Origin of the sequence: Hymenobacter mucosus, from assembly GCF_900188255.1 — a bacterium.
In the GTDB taxonomy this organism is placed as follows: Bacteria; Bacteroidota; Bacteroidia; order Cytophagales; family Hymenobacteraceae; genus Hymenobacter; species Hymenobacter mucosus.
Map to the genome: position 1 here is coordinate 442,264 of NZ_FZNS01000005.1, position 18,959 is coordinate 461,222.

Sequence of the window (18,959 nt, forward strand, 5' to 3'; positions counted from 1 at the left end):
ACTACTTCTTTTCGGCGGTTGCTTTCACGGGAGTGTCCTTGGGTTCGGCCTGTAGGCTAGGGGGGAAGCCATTGAGCTCCCGCCAGATTTCGTACCACACTGGCACAGAATCCAGAATTACCCAGCCGTACACGCCCGAGCCTAGGCGCAACTGTGCGGGCCAATCCCGGTCCTTTTCGTGATGCTGGTCGGGGCGTACCAGCAGGCGGTAGCGCCCATTGGTGCTGCTCACTACGTCAATCACCGTTACGGTGCCGCCAAAGGTGCCCACGGCTACCGATGGCCAGCCCGAAAACTGCACGGCCGGCCAGCCATCGAACTGCAAGCGCACCTGGCGGCCCGGCTGAATCAGTGGCACGTCCATGGCTCGTACGTACAGCTCCACGGCCAGTACGGGCGCGTCGGGCTGTAGCGTAACAATGGATTCGCCTTCCTTGATGGTTTCACCAATACCAGCCTTGAGCGTGCGTACCACATAGCCCGCCTGCGGGGCCCGTACTACGTACAAGCCGCGGCGCACCTCTACGTTGCTGATCTTGTTGCGCAGTGCGGCCACTTCGCCCTCCGAAGAAGCGCGGCTTGATACGGCAGAGCTGCGGTCCGATAAGGTTTTAGCCAAGTCTTGCTCGTACTTAGCTCGCAGGTTGGCTAGCTCAATTTGGGCATTTGCCAACGACTGCTTGGAGTTCAGTAGCTTGTTGCGCTGAGCCGTTACCTTGGCTAGGTCTTCTTGCAGCTTCAAGCGGCGCGATTCAATGTCCGTCAGGGAAAACAGGCCATTCTTGTAGCCATCTTCGTAACGAACCAATCGGGCCTGGGCTATTTGGTAGGAGTTGTTGACAGCTACCAGGTCAGCATTGTCGATGGAAACCGTGTTACGGGCTTGTTCCACCCGGTTGCGAGCGGCTTCTAACTGAACGCGCAGGGTGAGCTGCAGCGCTTCAATCTGCTGGTCGGTAGCTTGTATTTTGGCCGCGTTTGCCGATACATTGCCCTGCTTGGCGGCAAGCTGCTCGCGCAGACGCTCGGGTAAGTTGGGGTCAAAGTATTCGTCTTTGATTTCCGAGATAGTCAGCAGCGTATCGCCTTTGGCTACCAGCTGGCCTTCCCGTACGGCCCAGTGCTCAATGCGGCCCGCAATGGCGTTCTGCACGGTTTGGGGGCGGTCCTGAGGGCTCAGGGTCGTGAGCGTGCCGGAGCCCTCAATGGCTTGGCGCCACGGCAAAAACAGAATAATAAGGAAAACGATGGCTACGGCCATTAATACGCGGCCCAGCAGTCGGCTGCCTTTGGGCTCGAGAAGCTCTTTATGGGAGCGTTGCAACTCCTCTTCCCACACCGCGTCATCTACGTTCTGGTTCGATAGATTAAGCATGAGTTCCAGTAGTTTTTTTCTCGTCTAGGGGTAGGTCGGTCACGGCAGCCAGCTTTTCCGTGCCCGTCAGCATATCAAACACAGTGCTCACACCGGTCATCAGCTTTTCAATAGAGCCGCTGATTTGCACAATAAGTACTTCGGCGGCTACAAACTGGCCCAGCGTCATTTGCCGCGACACCACAAACAAGGTGCCCGCAATGAGCAAGCCTCCTGTGAGAATGGTGCGCAAGGCCACGGCCCAGCTAAAATACTGGCGCAGCACCCGGAAGTGGCCGTTGCGGGCCCGCAGATAATCGGCCGTCAGCTCGTCGGTGCGCTCCAGGGCCCGGTGCTGCTCGTCCGGACTGTCGCGAAACTTGGGCAGTTCGCTGGCTACTTGTTCCAGCCAATCTACCGTCTCGTACTTGTGGGCTGATTCCTCGATGCTGGTGCGCAGGGCCCGCCGGTAGTTTATCACATAAATGAACCCTAGCATCAGCAAGGTAAACAAGCCAAAGCCAATGAAAATGGGGTGGTAGAAGGACAGTACAATAACCCCAAACAGGATCTGGATGCCGGCAAACATCAGGTCGATCAGGAGCTTGGTGAGACCTTTCTGTACCGTCAGGATATCGAAGAAGCGGTTAACTAGCTCAGGCGGGTTCTGACCTTCCAGAGCCTTGGGCTCAATGCGGGGTAGGCGGTAGGCAAACTCAATGGCTGCTTTGGCGAATAAGCGTTGCTCAATGGCTTCCACCAATGTAAGCTGGCCCACTAGCAGAACGCCACTCAGTAGCACACCAAGCACTACAACTGCAATCAGGATGTACGTGGAGTTGAATACAGCTCCCGTTGATACCAAGTTGAACACGGCCTGCGTGCCCAACGGCAGCGTTAGGCTAATGAGGCCCGTGGCAATGGCGTAAAAAAGAATGTAGCGGATAGAACGCCGTTCCGTATCGAGCATACGGGTAAGGCGCTGCCAGGGGGTAGGTGGGGGGAGCGATGCAGAATGTGATGCCATGGGGGTACTGGGTAGCGTGACTACCGGAGGCGCTGAAAATGATTCGGACGGCTTATTACTGTCGAGCTAGTACGTGAAAAGTACTAGAAAAGCTGACTCGAATGGTTTCCTCCAGTGCTGCTACTCTGTTGAGTTAGTTATTCTTCAGAACTGAAATGGCAACACTAGCAAAATTGTTCTCAAATTTATAATTAAAATCGTATTAAATATAACTATAACAAGTTTGTATTGAACTAATATATAATATTTAATGCTATTTTAACAATTTTGTTAGACCCGGACTTCCTTCTGCACGTCTTGGAGGCCTTTATTCCCATTCTTGCCAGCGAAGTACCTCGCCCACGGCTGGTGCGTGCAGTTCTCCGCGCAGCATGCTACCATTGGCTACTAAGTGCAACTCTCGCAACGGTTCGGAGGCCGGCTCATCACTCAAATCGAAGGTGCCGTAGTGCATGGGCACGATGTGACCAGCACGCAGAATATTTACGGCCTTAGCGGCTTCGTGCGGGTTCACGTGGCTTTGGCTCATCATAAAGGCCGGCTTGTAGGCACCAATGGGCATTAGCACAACGTCGAGAGGACCAAACTGCTTTTCAATTTGCTCGAAGTGGTCGGCCATCGACGTATCGCCGGCGAAGTAGATGGTCCGGCCGTCGGGCAGGCGTAGCAGGAAGGAGCCCCACAGCACCGTGTTCAGATCGAAAAGGCCCCGGCGGTGCCAGTGCGAGGCAGGCAGGTAAAAGAGTTCAAATGGGGCATCGGCTCCTAAATCGAACTGCTGCCACCAGCCAGCCTCCTGCACAGGCAGGAGCTTAGCCATACCACGTACCAGGCCGGCCATACCCAGCGGCCCGAAAGCACGCAACAGCGGATTCTGCCGCGCCACCAGTTGCACCGATTTCTCGTCCAGGTGGTCGCGGTGACCGTGGCTGAGCAGCAGGTAGTCGATGCCGGTGAGATCTTCAAGGCGGCAGGGGAGGGCGTGGCGGCGGCGCAACCCCAAAGACGAAAACAACACGGGGTCGGTGAGCAGAAGCTTGCCGCTCACGCGTAACAGAAACGAAGCGTGCCCAAGCCACACCAGCCCATCTTCTTGGCTTTGTAAAAAAGCGGTGCAGTCTACTACGTCTGGCGCCCACGTATCAGCCTTCTTCTCTTGCTTCTGAGGGTTTTCGTTGAGTTGCCACCGAATGACCGTCTTGAAGCTGGGCTCGTACAACGCTTCGCCGTTGCAGTACTCATTGCCAATCATCTTGTTGCCCGGGTAGTTGGGCTTGATGATGGGCAGGCTTGGGTTGGAAACGAAGCGAGGAGAAGCCATGAAACAGTCGTGAAAATGAAGGGGCCTTCAAAGAAACAAGAAAGCCCCGGAAGCTTCCCGAGGCTTTACAAAAAGTAGTAGAGCAATGGGGCTACCAGCCCACGCCCGGCCCATACAAGGGAGAGTAGGCCCCGGGGTAAGCCGTAGCACCGTTGCTCACCCGCACTCCACCCGAAACCGAGAAGTTCTCAGTAATATGGTAGTCGGCGCGCAGGTTCACCCCCGAGCCCAGGTTGCCCCCGAAGCCCGCATAAGGATTTACCGTTAGCCCATTGGTAGGCGTCAGGTCTTTCCAGGCGGAGCCCGTAAGGGTAAGGCGGGGCGAAAGAGCGTATTGCCCGCCACCTTGAATGAGGTAGCGGTTGCTCACGGAAGGCAAACCAGCATAGGCGCCCTCAGTAGTCCCAAATGGGCGCGCAGTGCCGGCCACGGTACGCAAGTACGTAACGCCGCCAAACACTGAGAAGCGCGGCGTCAGGGGTAGCGACACCATGGGGCTGAGGTAGGTAGCTGAACCGTAGCGGCCCGCAAAGGTGGCGCCTGCGTTTAAACTATACGAAGGGTGTAAGCCCAAGCGGGACGCTACTGGAGCCTGCGCCTGCACAGAACCAGCCAGCAGTAGCCCTAGAGAAACAAGAAAAAACGAACGAAGCATAGCAAGCCGGCCGCAGCCGTAAGGTAATGGAACACAAGATACGCAACAGCACGGGAGAAGCTACAGTGCCCGGCCTCTACCAGTAGAGTAACGCGCAGTGTCCGAAAAGTTGCACCTTCACCACACTTTCCTTTGTAGCCTGATGTCGGAATTTCAAGCTTACCAGCGCTTTCCCAACGTGGAAGTAGCCCAGCCCCTGCTGCACCTGCTTTACCAGCACGGCATTCCCTACGAAACAAAGCTCGACCAGCCCAGCATCGACCCTTCGTTTGCGTTCAATGCCACCAGTACTTACTTCCTGGTGCTGGTGCGCCCCCACGATTTTGAGGCCGTGCGCAAGCTAGAGCTAGACACCGACGAAACTCTCACTGCCCAAGCCCCTGCCAACCACTACCTGTTCACCTTCTCCCACGATGAGTTGATGGAGGTCTTGCTGAAGCCCGATGAGTGGAGTAGCTTCGATGTAGCATTGGCTCGGCGTATCCTGGGCCAGCGCGGCCACGAGGTACACCCGCCCTTGTTAGAGCACCTGCACCAGCAGCGTCGCCTCGAGCTGGCCCGGCCCGAACCACGTCAGCAGGCATGGGTAGCGTTGGGCTACCTCGCAGTAGTAGGCGGTGGTATTTTGGCCGTACTCATTGGCTGGCACTTGTATGCCCACCACAAAACCCTACCCGACGGTCAGCAAGTGCCCAGCTTCCAAGCGCCAGACCGGGCCTCCGGGCTGCGCCTCATGGTGCTGGGTAGTATAAGCTTTGTTGTGTGGCTAGCCTACCGGTTTTATCAGGAGCAGTAGCAAACTGAACTAGCACAGTAGTCTATATAGGAAACTAACGCATTTCTATATTTTGCTGAGGTAAATCATATTCTCAACTACTTACCTATTTCTTTCACGGACGAATTTGTACCTAAAAAGCACGGCACCGCGCAACCCCAGATAAGCATCAGTGCTGAGGATGCATCTCGCATTCAGGGAGCCTTTATGCGGCAGGTTTATGGCTGGATGGCTGTTGCCTTGGCTCTTACTGGTGGGGTTGCTATGCTGGTTAGCTCCTCACCAGAAATTATTGAGCTGGTAGCTGGCCAGCGCTTCGTGTTTTTTGGGTTGCTGCTGCTCGAAATGTTTGTGGTCGGCTACATCTCGGCCCGCGCTTTCGATATGTCGGTGGGGCGGCGACGGGCGCTTTTATTGCTTACTCCCTGTTGAACGGCATCACCTTAAGTATCATTTTCTTGGTGTTCACCCAAGACTCCATTGCCTCTACCTTCTTTGTTACCGGTGGTACGTTTGCCGTTATGAGCTTGTATGGTTACTTCACCCGGACCAACCTGTCTCATTGGGGCAATGTGCTCCTGATGGGCCTTGTAGGTCTGTGCATAGCTTCGGTAGTAAACCTGATCTAGCTAAACTCAGCGTTATACACCATCACCTCTTTCATCGGGGTCATTTTGTTTGTGGCTCTCACGGCGTATAATAATCAGAAAATGAAAGAATTATCTTTTATAGGAATAGGAAACGAAGATACCGACCGTAAAGCAGCCATACTCGGCGCCCTCACGCGCTACCTCGATTTCGTGAACCTCTTCTTGTTCTTGCTGCGTCTTTTTGGTCGTCGTCGCTAGGTGCAGTGCCGCTATGGTTTCCTGCCCCGCGTAGGTGTACAAACCATAGTAGCGCGCTAAGCTAGAGCAAAAAGCCCCCGGCTATTGGCCCAACTTACAATCTAGTTGGACCAATAGCCGGGGGCTTTTTGCTCTGATACAGGTAAAACGGCGTGGGCGTAGTCGACGCTTAAGTTAAGCTGGGCTTATTTAGCCTTGCCATTGAGCCAGGCCGCCCGAAACTTCTTCTGAGCCTTAGTGAGCGGGCGCCCAGCCAGTTCGTAGGGTACTACTTCAAGATCTGAGTTTTCCTGGAGGGTGATTGGTACGGTTCGTACTCCTTCCCGGGCGCGAACTTCTACCTGTAGAACGTCGCCGGGCTTGTGGGCGGCCAAGCGTTGCTGCATTTCCTTGGCATTCGTAGGCTTCTTGCCGTCTACTTTCAGCAGTACGTCCTCTCGGTCGAGGCCAGCTAGGTAGAAGGGGCTACCCAGCAGGGTAGTACCCAGAGTGGCACTGCTATCGGGATTAAACTGAAGACGGGCTTCTAGCGTGGCCTGGCCAGCATGCGCCCGGCGTACCAAGAAGCCGGCCGGTGCCATCAACTGTTCATAGTTGGGTAGCTCGTGGCCGCTGATATGCTGGCGGAAAAACTGGCCGGCAAAAGCCGTATCCTTAGTCACTTCACCAAGCACCCGTTGCAGGTCCTGCAGCGTGTAGGGCTTGGCTGGTGCGTAGTTTTGCTGCTGCCCGTGCTGTTTCCAGAGCGTACGCATGTAGGTATCGAGGTCGGTTTTAAAGCGCTGCCGCAGCTCCAGATCCAAGGCCAGGGCGTTGCCCGCCCCAATGTAATAGTAGCTCAAGTAAGTATTCGAGCGGTTATTGGGGTCAATAGCAGCAGCAGCGTCTACGAAAGGTGCCTGCTGGCTCATGTACACCGGCGAGTAGCGCTTGGGCCCCGGCATAGTGATCATGGCATCAACTATGCCGCTGAGAGCTTCCTGGCAGTACTGCTCATCGGAATACACGCCCGCCCGGCGAAGCAGCAGTTCCCCGTAGTACTGGGTGAAGCCTTCGGCAAACCATAAGTTGCTGCTCATATTGGCCCGCTCGAAGTCAAACGGCTCCAAATCCTGGGGGCGGATGCGCTCCACATTCCAGCTGTGGAAAAACTCATGCGAAACGGTGCCCAGATTGTCGAGGGTGCCGGTGCCGCGCAGGGGGCGGTTGCTGGTGAGGGAGGTGGAGTTACGATGCTCCATACCGTCGCCGCTGGTCTGGGGCAGATGGTTTGCCACGAAGGTGTAGCGGCCAAAGTCGTACTCGGGCAAGCCGCCGAAGATGGCGGCAGCTTCCTTTACTACCTTCTTGGTTTGCCCCACGTACGCGTCCAACTCGGCGTCGGTACCCTCGTGCAGGACTTGCATTTCAATAGTGCGGCCTTGCTCCTGCCAGCTGCGCACCTTTTGTGGGCCCAAGGAAGTAGGCGAATCCATTAGGTATTGCAGGTGGGGCGCGTAGTAGCCTCCGGCATCGGGGCGCAGTTGCGATGCTACTGTCCAGCCCGCGGGTAGTTCAAACTTCACCTCAGCGGGGCGCTGCTCCAAGCCACGGGCAAAAGCCAGCGTGGCGGGCATATTGAGGTGGGCATGGCGCTGGTCGATACCAGCGTAGGTGCCGTCGGTTCGGTCGCCGAACAAGGTATAGGTGAAGGTAACGGTACCGTCATGACCGGTCACATCCCAGCCGTAAGGGTCTGGCTTTACCACGCTCAGGGGTTTGCCCTGGGCAGAAGTGGCCTGCACATCATACACGTTCTTCGCAAACTCATGAAGGGCATAGCGGCCGGGAGAGGAGCGGGCCATGCGCACGTGCAGGGGGCCGGCCGGTACGTCGCGAAACGTTACGGTTATGCGGGCTTCGTGGTGCGCAGCATTGGGGAAGGCTACGGTGTAGTGTACGGGGGCCTGAGCTGCGGCCGGCCGGCTTAGGGCCAGCGGCAGGCTCAGTAGCAATATGGCGGCAGATTTCCGCATCATCAGCATAGCGAGGAGTAGAATGGAAGAGGCCTAAAGGTAGCGTCGAGGCAGGAAATACCGCTACCCCAACTATGGACCTCTGCACACTAGGCAGGTTGCACAGCCAGAAATAATGGTGCCGCACGTGCCCGCTACCACTCTGGGAATTTTGCTTGAGCTAGCCCTTAGCTTAGTAGGCGCTCTACTTACCTCATTCCTGCGTCCACTCTGCTGCTTCTACCATCGCCCCGAAGAAGGTGCCTACTACCCGCCGCTGCATTCCCAGCTGCCCCAGTGCCGCCTCAATGGGTGGGCGCTGGCGTGCACTGATGCCAGTGGTCAGACCAAAAAACCGATACATCGTAGCAAGCAAGACCCGGTGCCACCACGTACGAGGAACCCCAAAGTCGGCTACCAACCACGGCGCGGCGCGGTGGCGCGCCGCGTACAGCCGACTAGTTAATAGGCGCAGGCGGCCAGGCTCAAACAGATCGAGAAAGAAAAAGGTAATGATAGCATCGAACTGCTCCGTAGTCTGCAGGGCTGCTTCGGTACCCAAGCGGAACTCTACCTGGGCGTAGCGAGTAGGCGCTTGGCTCCGCAAAAACTCTTGGCTTCGCGCTATCATTCGGGGCGAAGCTTCCAAGTAAACTATACGGGCCTCAGGCCGCCGCTTCAGGATTTCGCCCAGCACCCAGCCCGTTCCACCGCCAATTACCAGCACCTGTGGCGCCCCCTTCGGTAGGGCAGTCAGCGCAGCTTCTTGGGCCCGTTGCAAGGCCCGCCCGTACACCAACCGGGCCAGCGGGTCGTAGAAGGCCGCTACAACATCGAAACCTGAATCGGGGAGGGGCATGTGTGCTGATGGGTACCGGGTTGTGCTTAAGTAAAGCGCAGAGTATACGGTTGCGCGTTCATCTTGTGCGCTTGAACTGAAAAGTTGAAGCTTCTGGCGCAGTTTTTTCGTACGTAATAGTTTTCCACGCCTATGACGAGTCATTTGCAGCGCCTACTGGCGGGCCTGACCTTATTTATTACGGAGTTTGCCATTACGCTGGTGCTGGGTGCGCTGGGCGTGGTGGTGTTTCTAGCCATTGGGCGCGAAGTGTTTGACCAAGATGCTGCTTCTTTCGATGCGGCTGCGTTTCGCTGGACGCGGGATTTGTTTGGGTCAGGTCGGCAGCAATGGGTTGAGGGCGTCACGTTTCTGGCCTCGCGCAACTTCATTACCATAACCGCAGGCATCCTGGTCAACTGGTTTCTGCTAATGCGGCGGCACCGCTGGTACTCCCTGCTGGTGCCCGTAGTAGCTTTAGGCAGTATTACGCTTAATCTAGCCCTCAAATACCTGTATCATCGGCCTCGGCCATTGCTGCCCCTTGTGTCAGCTAGCGGCCTGAGCTTCCCTAGTGGGCACGCTATGATTTCGGCCTCTTTCTATGGCTTGCTTATATACTTAGTCCAAACCCACGTGCGGCGCCCTCTCTGGCGCTGGACGCTCACCGCCGCACTCGTAGTGCTCATTGCGCTCATTGGCCTCACGCGGGTGTACCTGCGGGTGCACTACGCCACCGACGTACTTGCTGGCTTCACGGCAGGGGTAGTGTGGCTGGTAGTGGCCATTCCCCTACTAAAACAGCTGGAAAAACGAGTGAAAAACAGATTTAAAAAGCCACTACAATCAACTGAAAAACAGCCTATATAGCGCAGAAATGACTTTTTTGTAACGACTTTTTTGCGGTTTTTTTACGTCGAAGCTTGACACACGTCGAAAAAGGCGCCTATCTTTGCAGCATCAAATGGCACTCCAAACGGGAAATTGGCATTTGAACGATTACTTGCGCTTGTGGCGAAATTGGTAGACGCGCTGTCTTCAGGCGGCAGTTCCGAAAGGTGTGAGAGTTCGAGTCTCTCCGAGCGCACGAAAGCCGATCCAGAAATGGGTCGGCTTTTTTGTTTTCCTACCTTCCCGGAATATCAGGCAGTACACCGTTGCGAGGAGCTGCGTTATAAGTAAAAAACCATGTAGTCTGTGAAGAGGAAGTCATTTTCAGCGCGCTTAACCACTCTGGTGAGCTTCCTAACCGTGGAAATTCTGCTGGTAAGCGGGGTGTTTGTAGCTGCTGCGCTGCTCTTTTTCTACCTCACCCGGGTCGTGTTTGTGCAGCACTCCGTCACATTTGATCAATGGGCTTTTCAGCAAGTAGATAGAGCGCGAGCCGCATGGCCCGCGTTAACTGAGGTAATGCGGGTAGTTACGTTTTTTGCTTCGCTGCCTTTCCTAGTGCTGGCCGGTGTGGGTATTCCCTTAGGGCTCCGAATGCGCGAAAAACGCCGCGAAGCAGTAGAGGTATTTTGGGCCGTGGCTGGGGCGGCGTTATGTAACCAACTCCTCAAAACTCATTTTCACCGCCTACGGCCCAGCTCGGCCTTATTGCCGCAGGCTGGCTTGAGCTTTCCCAGCGGGCACGCCATGATTGGGCTAGCTCTTTATGGGTGCTTAGCGTGGCTGCTCTGGCGCCACCGTCGTCATCCTGTGTGGGCTACTCTGCTATTACTGTGGGCTCTTCTAATCGGTTTGAGCCGGGTGTACTTGCACGTACACTACGCCACCGACGTATTGGCCGGGTTTGCGGTTGGCTTGGTGTGGCTTATTCTGCTGCGCACCGCATTGCGGTTGTGGTGGCGGGAGAAACAGCAAGTAGAAGGGTGAAAAAGCCGCTTACAACCTTCTGGGAAGGCATGCAAGCGGCTCTTTTTAGTTAATTCTCACTTTTACACGCAAGGCAAGTAGGCCCTTCACGCCTTGCAACTCTTCTAGCTCCAAATGCTCCAAGCCAGGTTCCAACAAGTTTCGGTCTTGGAGGTAGTCGATGTACTCCGAGTATTCGTCGGCTTCCCGTTGCTGGGAATACACCAGCGCGATGTAGCCCGGCTGAGTAAGCCGCTCGCCAGTGCCTTGCACGGTAGCCTTATCAATTCGCTTCTTAATAATCTCGTAGCGAATGTTGTAGGCTCCATCCACGTCAAACTGGCGTTCGTCTTGGCGGAAACGGATGCTCAGCGGCTGGCTATGAATTAGAATAAGCTGGGTAGTATCCAGGGGTACGGGAAGCTGGGACTTGAGGGCCGCAGTGCGCCGCGTAATCTCTACCATCACCAGCAACTGCCACAGCCGCAAGTTTTTCAGGAACACCAAGTCAAAGGGCTTGTGCTCAACCAGAGAAGCGCCCACGTAAATATTGTGCTCCACGCCATCGGTTTTGAACCGCTGGAAGTAGTGCGGGAACATCTGCTGAGCCAGCTCCTCCTGCTCGTCAAGGTAATCACTTACGGTGTCGTTAAGAATGGTAGTGCTTTCCTCAAAGGCCTTGCGCCGCTTGTACAGCACCCCCAGCTCCGGGTCAATGTTGCTCCAGTACTCATTGATGATGGCCCGTAACTCCGGGTTGTTTTGGCCCAGGTAGGCAAACAGCGGTTCTACTTCCGTCCGCAACGACTCGAAAATGCTGACCTCGTCGCCCGTCAAAATACCTTGACGCAAGCGGCGTAGGTTTTTATTGACGTAGAACTTCAGCTCGTCGATGATGGGTAGGTGCTGCAGCTCAGAAGCCTTTTTCAACACCTTGTTAGCCAAAGTTAGGTGCTCAATCAAGTCGCCCTGAATGGCTTCGTTGCGGGCCGTGCTACTACCCCGAATATCGGAGGAGCCGTGCAGCGGGTACACTTCGTGGAAGACGATATCCTCCATCACGGCGTTTTTGTTGCCGTCGTCGAGCTGCTGAAGCAGGTTTTGGGCCGCGTCGGTGAAGCGCCACTCCATGGTGGGGTGAATAGCCGTGAACTTCTCCTTGATAATGGCCTGCACCCGGGTTTGAATTTCCTCGGCGTTGCGTTTCACTGCTACCGCAAACAGAGGTACAAACTGGTTTACGTTTTCCAGGCTGAACTCGTCCAGGTCGCCCACATTGGGAGAGCCTAGCTCCAAAAGGCCCACCGTATCGTCGCCGTAGGGAAGTAGGGCCAAGATGGCCGACCGGATGCCTAGGCTCATGATCTGCTGGCGCAAATCCTCGGGTATGGCAGCTTTTTCAACGTCTTCGAGTACCAAGGGCTGGCGGTCTTGCCAGAGCTGGCTGTAGATCTGCCGAAAGCCCGAGCCCGCATCTTGGTGGTGAAGCTGCTTGGTCAGGAAGCTGTGGTTGATTTTACGGCCAAAATCCACGAACGCCCGCTTCTTTTCGTCGTAGGCGGCAATGCCCAGTTGGAGGAAAGGGCGGCCAAATAACACCCGTAGCTTTTCCTGAATCTGCTCTAGGCGGTCGGAAGCTTGCAGCACGTCCCGCTCCAACAGGTCGTATTTTAGCTCCGAGAGGATTTCCTGCTCTGTTACATCCACCAAGTGCAGAATGTTGAAGCCTTCCAAGGAAAACTTCTCGGGAGGTAGGAGTTGCTGCCACAAGTCGGAGCGGTGCGGATTGCGGGCCAGATACTCCAGCTGCTCTGGGGCTAGTTCTGGCTTTTCACCCTCTACCCGAACTTCCAAAAAAGTAGACGTAAATTCTACACTGTAGTGCCGGTAGAGACCAATGCTGTAGTCGGGCACGGTGAAAATGATATTGCCCTGCAAGGGAAGCTTCACCCCGTACACCTTCTCTAGAATGAGCTGATAAGCCATTCGAGTGGTGTAGGTGTCCAGCATCCGCATATCAATATTAAGCGGCTGCTTAATAGTTTTGCTGGCATTCAGCAGCACGTCGGAAAAGCGTGGCGTGTGGTAGAAGCTATAGCGCTGAAACGGCGGAATGGCGCCAATAATGTCGTTGTTGAAAGCGGCAGGGGAAAACACCGCCATCATGAGCGTTTCTACCAAGTCGCAGTTACACTCTAGCTGGGCCATGTCCGTGATGGGGCCACGCGCCCAGTCTGCTGCAGCTACCTGCTCGCCGATAAAGCGAGCGAGCTGTGCTACGCCCACATTGGCATCTTGTTCGCGCGTTTGCCAATACGTTATGAGCGGCTCGAGGCTGAGCGTGGTGCGAAACGGGAAAGTGACAGTGGCAGGATGGGCAATAGGTTCTTTTACCATGGGGCCAGGGAAGCGGAAGCTCACATAATCCGGTGGGGCAATGGGCCTCAAGCAGGAGCTACGCCAATATACGTAACACCAACGCGCCTGGGTACGTGCCACTAAGTGGTTTATGCTCGAGCTTACGCAACCGTGCTACCTAACACCGCAACCGGCAACCTTAGCGCCGGACGGGAATGTATACGGCTGTGTTTTCGCCGGAGGGGGCCGTGGCTACGAAGGGCGTGCGGCTACCATTGAGGTAGACTTCCTTCTTGGTGTTCTGATAGCAGGTGCAACACCCATCAGCTTGGTACTTGTTATCTAGATTGGTGCTGTCAACTACAAACCGAAAGGTGGGTGTTCTGCGCGTGCCTAGCAAGAGCTGATAGCCATAGCGGTCGACCTTACGCCCGCTCGATTGCACAAAAGGGGTGTTGTTGTTGATGATAACAGGATCATACGCCCGCGCTAAGGTACGGCTAAGGGCTACCGTGTCGCGGGCAGGCACTCTGGCCGTGTCGTTAAGCAGGGTGCGGACCAGGTACACCGCCTGTAGCTCTGGCCGGGTAAAACCAGTAGTAGCCAGCGTGTCGAAGCGCAGAAAAAGAGCGTCGGCGTACTCGTCATTGCAGTCGCACGCTACGGAGCCGCAGCAGGCAGACAGGAGAGCAGCAGTGACTAGGAGAACAAACCAGGTAAAGAGGGGGCGCAACATAGGGCGTAAAGATAGTCAGGTAGCGCATCTGCACTTGTCAATGCCGGAGCACGCGCGCAAAAAAGCCTACCTCGCGCGGAGGTAGGCTTTGTAACGGTAGTAAGGAGAGTATTATTTCCTTGCCTCAGCTAGCGCGCAGGCAGTGCTACTCCTTCACGAAGCGGCGCGTTTCTGCCCCGTCCTTAGTAGTAATCTTGAAGTAGTAGGTGCCATTGGGTAGGTCGGCAACGTTGATGGCAAGAGTGTGGGGCCCTTTTTCCTGCTCGGTCTGTTGCGCTACGGTACGGAGCGTATTGCCGCGGCTATCAAGAAGCTCCACAGTAACGGAACCGTCCTTTTTCAGGTCGTACTCAATCTGGCTGACGGCGGTAGTTGGGTTAGGATACACGCTCGTGGTGCTGGTGCTGCGGGCCGCGGGAGCAGGCTTATTGGGGTCTAGCAACAAGAAGGCGCCGGGCCGGAAGTAGCGTGCCATGGTACCAGCGCGGTGCAGCTTGCGGTCCTTGCGACGGCCCAAAGCTTCCGACTGCTCGGGTGTGAGGGTGCGCGCTAAAATGGTTTTGGTATCGGCGGCCCACTTTTCCTTCTGGGGCTGCACTTCCTGGGCGAGCTTGGCAATTTCAGTCTGATACTTCAGGCCTAGCTGTTCTACGTTCTGCAAAATAGCTTTGGTTTCGGCCCGCAGTTGCTCGGTTTGTTGCTTCTGGGTTTCGGTGAGGGTAGAGGTAGTTTCACCGGAGGTAGGGCTGCGGAAGCTGCGCCGCAAGGCTTGGCTTTTCTGGCGGGTTTCACGCAGTTGGGTGCGGTAAATGGCCAGCTGGGCCTTATCGGAGGTGGTGAGTAGGGCTTCCAGCTTCTGGCGCTGCTGGCGCACTACTGGTAGTACGTTCTGCTGTACGTAGGCGCGTAGCTCTTGGCGGGCGGGGGCCGTGGAGCTTTGCGCAGGAGCGGTTTGTAGATTCTGTGCTACTGCAGCTGGGCCAACTAGCAGGGCGCACAAAGCTAGGGTACAGGTAAATGCTTTCATTCGGCGAGCTAACGTTGGTAGGGTAACGAAGGAATACCAGGTTTCAGTCTCATAGATGTAGGCCGTACACTAAAGTTTAATCAGAAAATAGAAAAACCGCTCTGGTTAATAACCAAAGCGGTTTTTCTATATAGAAGCAGGCCCAGCGTACTACATGCAGTTGGAGCTAAGCGTAGCCGCAATAGGACCAGAGTGCGCGGCTAAACAATACCAAAGACACTTGCCTAGCGGAAGGTGTCTTTGGTGTCAACCACCTTTACGTCGGTTACATTTAGCTTGTAGGTAGCTACTTGCGCGTCTTCAGCCACTACCTCCTGGGGCAAGCCCGCCTTCACTACGTTGGCGTAGCTCATGGGAGAAGGAGCGTTAGTTTTTAGTACGTCGGCTAGGGGTTGCGCCTCGCTGTCATCCGTAACAATGGTTACGTACATGTTTTGCACTTGCCAGTATTTGCGAATGGCACGGTTCACATCGTCCACGGTGAGCTTGGCTAGCTGACCATCCACATCGTTGAGCCAGTCTTTACGGCCGTAGAAGCGCGAGTCGAGCAGGAAGCCGAGCTGCTTGGCCGGCGTGGTGCCGTAGAGCTTCACGTAGGAACGCAGGAAGGTGCGCGTACGCTCAAAATCTTCCTTGCTCAGGCCATTCTTCACAACGTTGTCCATCTCCCGAACGGCTAGGCGCAAGGCAAACGGAGCATGGCCCACCTTCAAGTCGCCTAGTTCGGTGGGGTACTGCTTGCGTAACCCCTCGGCAATCTGCACCGGGCGCAGCCACAGGCTGGTGTAGTTGGCGTGGCGCGGCACGCCCGGTACGGGTAGCATATTGGAGCCCCCAGCCTCGTACCACTCCACGTAGCTGTAGTCGCCGTAGTTCATGGAGCGCGTCGTCCGAATCTTGTCGTAGAGCTTGCCGTAGCTTTTGCGGTGCTCGCCCAGCCAAGAGTTGGCTACCATCAGTGCCGCAAAATCGTCCTGGGCGCGAGTAGTCTGAATGGGGAAGCCCGCATACACCGCCGAGCCCAGGGCATCGGGCTTGCTAATGATTTCTACGTGCACGCCGTTGGGCATGGCCGCCACGGGTACCGCCGTTTTAACCGAGCTTTTGGGTAGCTTCTTCAGGTCGGATTCCACTTGCTTGGCAAATGAAGTTGGGTAGTTGCCGGCCAAGCCAATGGTGAGGTTATCGTTGCCAAAGGCCGTGGCGTAGTGCTTTTGCACATCGGCCAGGGTAATGCTCTTGACGCCCGCCGCCGTGCCGCGCGTCATGTGCTGGTAGCGCGTACCCCGAAACAGCTGGTCCTCCAGCGCAAACTTGCTGTAGTCCTCGTCCGAAGAAGCCCGAATTACTTGCTCTACATAGTTAAGCTGGTTGCTTTTGAGGCGGTCAAAGTCTTCCTGGGTGAAGCTCGGCGTGAGCAGCAGGCCCCGCAGCACTGGGTAAAACTTAGCAATGAAGTCGCGGTGAAACTCAAAGGTGAAGGTGGTGACTTCCTTATCGGTAGTAGCGTAGTAGCGCGCCGCCATGGGGTAGAGGAAGTTCTTCAGCTGAGCCGAGGTCATGTCCTTGGTGCCGCCCTCGGTGAGCAGTTGACTGGTCAGGAAGGTAAGACCTTCTTTGCCCACCGGGTCGGCGGCAGAGCCATTGCGGAACTGTAGCTTCACGACCACCTTGGCGGCGTTGGGCTGGCGCAGTTCCACTACCTCGGCGGCATGTACCGGGGCGGCCACTGCCGGCCCCAGCAGCGCAGTAACCAGCAGAATGCGAAAAAATGTATGTTTCATGGAAGAAAAATCAACGAGAAAGAAAAGCCAGGAGCCCTATAGCCCGCCCGTAGCATTGGGGCCAATGGTACCTACCGTAAGGTGCTCGGGCACGAAGTACTTCTGGGCCGCTGCCTGAATGTCTTGGGGCGTCACTTGGTCGTAGAGGGCGTAGTAGCGGTTCAGGGAGTTGGCGTCGCCGGTAAGCCAGATAAACTGGGCCAGGGCATTGGCTACCTGGTCAGGGGCGTCTAGGCCCATTAAGAAACCATACTTGAGCGCCGACTTGGTATCGGCAAGGCGCTTGGCATCTACGGGTTTAGTCTTTAGCTCATCAAGGGCCTGTACAATCTGGTCGCGCACGTAGGCCATGTCGGCTGGCTTTACTACCGAGGCCCGCATGGTGAGCAGGTATGGGTCGCGGGTATAGTTGGGGCCGCCGCCCACAAAGCGCACTTTCTGCTCCTTCACCACCAGCTTTTCGTACAGCGGCGAGTTCTCAGCAAACAGCATGGTAGTCAGAATGTCCAGGGCCGGAAAGTCTTTCTGCTGATCGGAGAAAGCCGGGGCGCGGTAGCTCAGGCTCACCATAGGTGGAAAGTTGGCGTTCTGAATGTGCACACTCCGGGTGGCCGTTTGGGCAGGCTCCGGCTGAATGCTGGGCTGGTAGCTACCCCGCTTCCAATTTGCAAAGTACTTGTCGGCCAGCTTATTCACTTCATCCGGCTTCACGTCGCCTACTACCAGCAGCGTAGTGTACTCGGGGCGGTAAAACCGGTCGAAGAAGGTGCGCGAGTACTCATACTGATTGGGCATGTCCACGATGTCTTTGAAGAAGCCCATTGTGGTGTGCTCGTAGGTGTGCTTGTCAAAAGCGGCGTCGGCTACCTTCTCGTTGAGCTGAGTGTAGAGCGAAGCGGAGTTCTTGGTGTACTCGCCCTTCACAGCCCCGGCTTCCGCTTTGAAGTCGTGCTCTGGGTACTTTAGGTTTTGAAACCGGTCGGCTTCTACCTCAAACATCTTTTCCAGCATGCGAGCGTTGCCCGTCATGTGGTACACGGTGCGGTCTAGGGAGGTGTTGGCGTTGGCGGAGGCCCCAATGCTTTGCAGCACATCGTTGTACTGGTCTTTGGAGTACTTCTCCGTGCCCCGGAACATTACGTGCTCAAAGAAGTGAGCAAAGCCCGTGTGGCCCGGCTCTACTTCGTCGCGGGAGCCCGCGCGCACTACGAGGAAAAAGGAAGCGAGGCCCGGCGAATCGAAGGGCACCGTTACCACCTGTAAGCCGTTGGCCAACTGCCGTTGCTGAATAGGGTAGGGAAAGGCCGGGGCCGCGGCCGCAGTAGCAGCCGGGCTCGTGGCTTTGGTAGCTGCCTTCTTCTGCGCCTGTGCGGCGGGCGCAGAAAGCAACGCCGCGCCCAGCAGCAAGGCCGGTAAGGAGTGTCTCATGCAGAAATAAAATGAGCGTGAATACCCTCTTCCCCGCGGGAAGGGGGTGCGGCAAAGTAACCAGATTCGCTTGAAAGGTTGCCTGCAGCCCGCTAGCGGCACCTGGTAATAGTCCCCAATGCAAACCGCCTGTCATCCGGCCCAGGAGGCAAGACGACAGGCGGGATAAAAGCCTGCGTGGGCGTTGTAGTTCTTATTCTGCCGAAGATGTTTCGATGACCTCCTCCGAGGGGCCTGCCGCGCGCAGCAGCTGGCGGAGCGTGTCGGCGTCGGCGTCAAGTTGAGGCCGAATCTGGTCAAGAGCGAGGCGCAGGCCCTGCACATCGGAAAGGCGGGGTGCCTTGCTCTGGCCGTAGCCGTGGTACATGGCTACCCGCACTTTGCTGCGGCCCTGCCCAGCGTAAGTGCCAATTATTTCACCCTTGGAATTGATGATTTGAACCTCCGCTTTTACATTGGTACGGTACCATTCCAAGGGAATGCCTAACAAGCTGGGCGTCATCATTGTAATCATCTGGAAAGCCTGCAAGGCCTTGCCAGGGCGCGTTACTTCGGCTTCGGTTACTACCAGCTTCGCGTACCCGAAACTGAGGCTATCCTGGGGCTCAGCCATATGGTAAGCCAGCTCCTGGCGGAACACTTTGGGCGCATCGTCGGGCTGGGCGCCTTCCGTACTGCTCAGCGGCCCCTGCTCTATTACGGGCTCTAAGCGCGGCAAACTGCCAATTGCTACCGAGTGGTTGGCATGAACAAGGCCATAGATTGCTTTCTCACTAGACTTGCAGCCAGCTAACGCTACGGAAGCTAGCACAACGAAGAAGAAACGATACGCAAGCGTCATATGGATTAGGATCAGATGATTAAGGTCTGAGCTGAACTTCAAAATTAGCTGCTTGGGTTCCGTAAATATAGAAATAGGTGTATAAACATTCTTTAAAGATATAGTACATAATTTAT

The 18,959-nt window shown here is 55.9% G+C and carries 16 protein-coding genes, 1 tRNA gene and 1 pseudogene; 6 read left to right on the top strand and 12 right to left on the bottom strand.

Annotated elements, in window-relative coordinates; translation table 11 throughout:
- Position 1: 1 nt before the first annotated feature.
- The 4 genes from CHB83_RS14550 to CHB83_RS14565 form a co-directional block, all read right to left on the bottom strand.
- Positions 2-1,375, bottom strand: coding sequence for an HlyD family secretion protein (locus tag CHB83_RS14550; protein WP_045690186.1), 1,374 nt, complete (start codon positions 1,373-1,375; stop codon positions 2-4).
- Entirely contained in the window at positions 1,368-2,381 is a 1,014-nt protein-coding gene (locus CHB83_RS14555) for an ABC transporter transmembrane domain-containing protein (protein WP_089333139.1), read from the bottom strand. Before CHB83_RS14555 ends, CHB83_RS14550 begins: the two co-directional genes overlap by 8 nt.
- A 307-nt stretch (positions 2,382-2,688) precedes the next feature.
- Complete coding sequence (locus CHB83_RS14560; RefSeq protein WP_089333140.1) at positions 2,689-3,702, bottom strand: MBL fold metallo-hydrolase; 1,014 nt, start codon at positions 3,700-3,702, stop codon at positions 2,689-2,691.
- Between the two features lie 91 nt (positions 3,703-3,793).
- Positions 3,794-4,357, bottom strand: a complete 564-nt coding sequence (locus tag CHB83_RS14565) for a hypothetical protein (protein ID WP_055562483.1) — start codon at positions 4,355-4,357, stop codon at positions 3,794-3,796.
- Positions 4,358-4,499: 142 nt separating this feature from the next.
- On the opposite strand from CHB83_RS14565, the gene CHB83_RS14570 reads away from it, so the two are divergent.
- The 3 genes and pseudogenes from CHB83_RS14570 (at position 4,500) to CHB83_RS14575 (ending at position 5,980) form a co-directional block, all read left to right on the top strand.
- Positions 4,500-5,153, top strand: coding sequence for a hypothetical protein (locus CHB83_RS14570; protein WP_089333141.1), 654 nt, complete (start codon positions 4,500-4,502; stop codon positions 5,151-5,153).
- 186 nt (positions 5,154-5,339) lie between these two features.
- Positions 5,340-5,564: a Bax inhibitor 1 family protein gene (locus CHB83_RS24130; protein ID WP_245855362.1), complete on the top strand. Its 225-nt coding sequence runs from the start codon at positions 5,340-5,342 to the stop codon at positions 5,562-5,564.
- Positions 5,561-5,980: pseudogene (locus CHB83_RS14575) on the top strand (Bax inhibitor-1/YccA family protein). The gene CHB83_RS24130 and the pseudogene CHB83_RS14575 overlap by 4 nt, the downstream one beginning before the upstream one ends.
- A 185-nt stretch (positions 5,981-6,165) precedes the next feature.
- Here CHB83_RS14575 and CHB83_RS14580 read toward each other — a convergent pair.
- Together CHB83_RS14580 and CHB83_RS14585 are read right to left on the bottom strand one after the other, a co-directional pair.
- Positions 6,166-7,998, bottom strand: a complete 1,833-nt coding sequence (locus CHB83_RS14580; protein WP_245855363.1) for a M61 family metallopeptidase — start codon at positions 7,996-7,998, stop codon at positions 6,166-6,168.
- A gap of 190 nt (positions 7,999-8,188) precedes the next feature.
- Positions 8,189-8,833, bottom strand: a complete 645-nt coding sequence (locus CHB83_RS14585) for a class I SAM-dependent methyltransferase (RefSeq protein WP_179225538.1) — start codon at positions 8,831-8,833, stop codon at positions 8,189-8,191.
- A gap of 132 nt (positions 8,834-8,965) precedes the next feature.
- Between CHB83_RS14585 and CHB83_RS14590 the strand changes: the two genes are divergently transcribed.
- The 3 genes from CHB83_RS14590 to CHB83_RS14600 all read left to right on the top strand — a co-directional run bounded on the left by CHB83_RS14590 (position 8,966) and on the right by CHB83_RS14600 (position 10,690).
- Positions 8,966-9,682 carry a phosphatase PAP2 family protein gene (locus CHB83_RS14590; protein ID WP_052695293.1) on the top strand — a complete coding sequence of 239 codons (717 nt, stop codon included), beginning with the start codon at positions 8,966-8,968 and terminating at the stop codon, positions 9,680-9,682.
- 135 nt (positions 9,683-9,817) lie between these two features.
- Positions 9,818-9,899 (top strand) — tRNA-Leu (locus tag CHB83_RS14595).
- A gap of 149 nt (positions 9,900-10,048) precedes the next feature.
- On the top strand, positions 10,049-10,690 hold the full coding sequence (locus CHB83_RS14600; protein ID WP_089333143.1) for a phosphatase PAP2 family protein: 642 nt from the start codon (positions 10,049-10,051) through the stop codon (positions 10,688-10,690).
- Between the two features lie 45 nt (positions 10,691-10,735).
- Here CHB83_RS14600 and CHB83_RS14605 read toward each other — a convergent pair whose 3' ends face one another.
- The 6 genes from CHB83_RS14605 to CHB83_RS14630 form a co-directional block, all read right to left on the bottom strand.
- Positions 10,736-13,066, bottom strand: coding sequence for a GAF domain-containing protein (locus CHB83_RS14605; protein ID WP_045689021.1), 2,331 nt, complete (start codon positions 13,064-13,066; stop codon positions 10,736-10,738).
- A 160-nt stretch (positions 13,067-13,226) separates the two neighbouring features.
- Positions 13,227-13,763 carry a hypothetical protein gene (locus tag CHB83_RS14610; RefSeq protein ID WP_045689016.1) on the bottom strand — a complete coding sequence of 179 codons (537 nt, stop codon included), beginning with the start codon at positions 13,761-13,763 and terminating at the stop codon, positions 13,227-13,229.
- 145 nt (positions 13,764-13,908) lie between these two features.
- On the bottom strand, positions 13,909-14,790 hold the full coding sequence (locus tag CHB83_RS14615) for a T9SS type A sorting domain-containing protein (protein WP_089333144.1): 882 nt from the start codon (positions 14,788-14,790) through the stop codon (positions 13,909-13,911).
- Between the two features lie 224 nt (positions 14,791-15,014).
- Positions 15,015-16,574, bottom strand: coding sequence for a M16 family metallopeptidase (locus CHB83_RS14620; RefSeq protein ID WP_089333145.1), 1,560 nt, complete (start codon positions 16,572-16,574; stop codon positions 15,015-15,017).
- Positions 16,575-16,610: 36 nt separating this feature from the next.
- The gene (locus CHB83_RS14625; RefSeq protein ID WP_045689012.1) at positions 16,611-18,002 is read right to left on the bottom strand and encodes a M16 family metallopeptidase; all 1,392 of its coding nucleotides are present in this window, start codon (positions 18,000-18,002) and stop codon (positions 16,611-16,613) included.
- A 193-nt stretch (positions 18,003-18,195) separates the two neighbouring features.
- Positions 18,196-18,843, bottom strand: a complete 648-nt coding sequence (locus CHB83_RS14630; protein WP_089333146.1) for a hypothetical protein — start codon at positions 18,841-18,843, stop codon at positions 18,196-18,198.
- Positions 18,844-18,959: the final 116 nt, after the last annotated feature.

Coding starts and splice junctions, on each gene's coding strand:
- CHB83_RS14605 (WP_045689021.1), bottom strand. CDS start 13,066: ATGGTAAAAGAACCTATTGCCCATCCTGCCACTGTCACTTTCCCGTTT.
- CHB83_RS14625 (WP_045689012.1), bottom strand. CDS start 18,002: ATGAGACACTCCTTACCGGCCTTGCTGCTGGGCGCGGCGTTGCTTTCT.
- CHB83_RS14565 (WP_055562483.1), bottom strand. CDS start 4,357: ATGCTTCGTTCGTTTTTTCTTGTTTCTCTAGGGCTACTGCTGGCTGGT.
- CHB83_RS24130 (WP_245855362.1), top strand. CDS start 5,340: ATGCGGCAGGTTTATGGCTGGATGGCTGTTGCCTTGGCTCTTACTGGT.
- CHB83_RS14590 (WP_052695293.1), top strand. CDS start 8,966: ATGACGAGTCATTTGCAGCGCCTACTGGCGGGCCTGACCTTATTTATT.
- CHB83_RS14610 (WP_045689016.1), bottom strand. CDS start 13,763: ATGTTGCGCCCCCTCTTTACCTGGTTTGTTCTCCTAGTCACTGCTGCT.
- CHB83_RS14555 (WP_089333139.1), bottom strand. CDS start 2,381: ATGGCATCACATTCTGCATCGCTCCCCCCACCTACCCCCTGGCAGCGC.
- CHB83_RS14585 (WP_179225538.1), bottom strand. CDS start 8,833: ATGCCCCTCCCCGATTCAGGTTTCGATGTTGTAGCGGCCTTCTACGAC.
- CHB83_RS14550 (WP_045690186.1), bottom strand. CDS start 1,375: ATGCTTAATCTATCGAACCAGAACGTAGATGACGCGGTGTGGGAAGAG.
- CHB83_RS14630 (WP_089333146.1), bottom strand. CDS start 18,843: ATGACGCTTGCGTATCGTTTCTTCTTCGTTGTGCTAGCTTCCGTAGCG.
- CHB83_RS14620 (WP_089333145.1), bottom strand. CDS start 16,574: ATGAAACATACATTTTTTCGCATTCTGCTGGTTACTGCGCTGCTGGGG.
- CHB83_RS14570 (WP_089333141.1), top strand. CDS start 4,500: ATGTCGGAATTTCAAGCTTACCAGCGCTTTCCCAACGTGGAAGTAGCC.
- CHB83_RS14580 (WP_245855363.1), bottom strand. CDS start 7,998: ATGATGCGGAAATCTGCCGCCATATTGCTACTGAGCCTGCCGCTGGCC.
- CHB83_RS14560 (WP_089333140.1), bottom strand. CDS start 3,702: ATGGCTTCTCCTCGCTTCGTTTCCAACCCAAGCCTGCCCATCATCAAG.
- CHB83_RS14615 (WP_089333144.1), bottom strand. CDS start 14,790: ATGAAAGCATTTACCTGTACCCTAGCTTTGTGCGCCCTGCTAGTTGGC.